Below are 2281 nucleotides of genomic sequence, written 5' to 3' on the forward strand. Positions count from 1 at the left end.
AAATAATTTAGAGGTTGGGATGCTGTTTCTCTTAGAAAGAAAGCCGCTTTAGCAATTCCCAATCTCTCTACGAGAGCTTTAACTCCCTCTTTTCTAATTTCCTCAATCTCAGGAATCGTCAAATCTGTTTTAACTTTCATATTTGTCTTTAGGTTTAATATTCACGATTATAGATAATTGTGGGTAATTTGATCAAGTCCCAAACTATACATTCAACTTTGGTTAAGTAGGGAGGCAGAATTATTTGTAGGATGGGTTAGCGGTAGCGTAACCCATGCAGGCGTTGGGTTTCATGCTTCAACCCAACCTACGTTCATCTTATATTTAATTCCACCCACCCACTTATCAAGGTTACTTACAGAAATTATAACCTTTCCAAGGCTTTTCTCTCTTTTTCAGTCACTTCTCGCCATTGACCGGGTTGTAATCCTGTTAAGCATAATTTATTGTTTTTGTCAATAGTAATGGCTGTTCTAATTAATCTTAAAGTCGGATAACCAACGGCAGCCGTCATCCTTCTTACCTGACGATTTCTTCCCTCAGTTAAGGTAATTTCTAACCAAGCGGTGGGGACAGATTTTCGATAACGAATCGGTGGCTCTCTGGGGGGTAAATCTGGTTCAAAATCTAGTAAATTAACTATTGCTGGTCGAGTGCGATAATCCTGAATAGGAAGACCTTGACGCAATTTTTCTAAAGCGTTTAGGTCTGGAATTCTTTCGACTTGTACCCAATAGGTACGCGGATGAGCAAATTGACGATGACCCAAACGATGCTGTAATTGACCGTTATCTGTGAGTAATAATAATCCCTCGCTGTCCCTATCTAAACGACCGACAGAATAGATATTCGGGATGGGAATATAATCTTTTAAAGTCGAGCGACCATTTTCATCAGTAAACTGACATAATACATCGTAGGGTTTATAAAAAAGGATATATTTATTCAAAGTAAAAATAAGTCAGGAGATAGGAGTCAGGAAATAGGAGTCAGGAGCTTTTTGCTTTTATCAGTAAAAATCAAACAGTAATCCATGAAAATAAAGCTCAAAACTTGCCACTTAATACTATTCACTGAAAACTAAAATCTGATAACTGATTACTGATTACTGATAACTGATTCAATCCCGTTGATGGGAGAATTGATAAGCACCGACAATCGAGAGAAGAATAGCGACGATTAATAAAATAGGGATAGCTAACCAAGGAAATTGATTTATATCGTAGGCTGCGGCTCTTAATCCCAGACTAGCATAGGTGAGGGGCAAGGAATAAACAATAATTTTTAATGGCCAGGGTAAGGTTTGGGGGTCGAAAAAAGTTGCTCCTAAAAAAGACATCGGCACGATTACAAAGTTATTATACAGACTGACACTTTCGAGGGATGTAACTCGCAATCCGACAATTGCCCCTAAACCGGCAAAGACGGCACAATTTAAGATTAAAACTAATAAAAAGAGGGGATTGAGAAAACTGGCAAATTTTCCTGTAAATAAGATAGCAACGAGAATCACTGATGCAGAAGTCATTACACCGCGCAAAATTCCCGCGAAAACTTTGCCTAAAAATAATGAGAGGGGATGGACGGGAAGTAATAATAATTCCTCGAAGGTTTTACTAAATAAGCGATCGCCACAGATGGAAAAGGTGGTTCCCCCGAAACTGATCGCCATTGAGGACAGGGCCACCATTCCGGGTAAAATAAATTCTAGATAGGAATCGCCGAGTGAGGGTTTCATCGAGCGATCGAGGGCGCTTCCCAACCCCAACCCGAAACCGATAATATAGATTAGGGGAGAAACTAAACCTGTGGCGGCGATCTGAAGGACTCTCGCGCGTAAATCTAGCCATTCTCCCCAAAATACGGTTAAAGTGTCTGTTAATATCGTCTGAGCTTGAGCTAGTTTCACTGGTATTTTGGTTAATTAGTAAATATACTTTTAATAATAATTAATATTTGTCCCCTTTTTCAAGAGTGGCTCATCCCAGTTTAGTAAAATGTAGTAAAATGTAGGGTGCGTTAGACGGCGACAATCTCTGCTTAAACTTGAATCTAACAATCCGTCGTAACGCACCACACCTAGGATTAATTTAATTTGGTGCGTTACGCTACCTACTACTCATCCCAGTTTAGTAAAATGTAGGGTGCGTTAGACGGCGACAATCTCTGCTTAAACTTGAATCTAACAATCCGTCGTAACGCACCACACCTAGTATTAATTTAATTTGGTGCGTTACGCTATCGCTAACGCACCCTACTACTACTACTACTTGAATCTAAC

Annotated in this window: 2 protein-coding genes; both read right to left on the bottom strand. The window is 39.5% G+C overall.

What is annotated here, in order from left to right; all coding sequences use genetic code 11:
* Window positions 1–364 precede the first annotated feature (364 nt).
* A complete protein-coding gene (locus PX482_RS22155) occupies window positions 365–949 on the bottom strand; it encodes a pseudouridine synthase (RefSeq protein ID WP_002751273.1) in 585 nt (194 codons plus the stop codon).
* A 171-nt stretch (window positions 950–1120) separates the two neighbouring features.
* Window positions 1121–1909, bottom strand: a complete 789-nt coding sequence (locus PX482_RS22160; protein WP_002757846.1) for an ABC transporter permease — start codon at window positions 1907–1909, stop codon at window positions 1121–1123.
* Between the last annotated feature and the right edge of the window lie 372 nt (window positions 1910–2281).

Source organism: Microcystis sp. M53602_WE12, from assembly GCF_030065455.1.
In the GTDB taxonomy this organism is placed as follows: Bacteria; Cyanobacteriota; Cyanobacteriia; order Cyanobacteriales; family Microcystaceae; genus Microcystis; species Microcystis aeruginosa.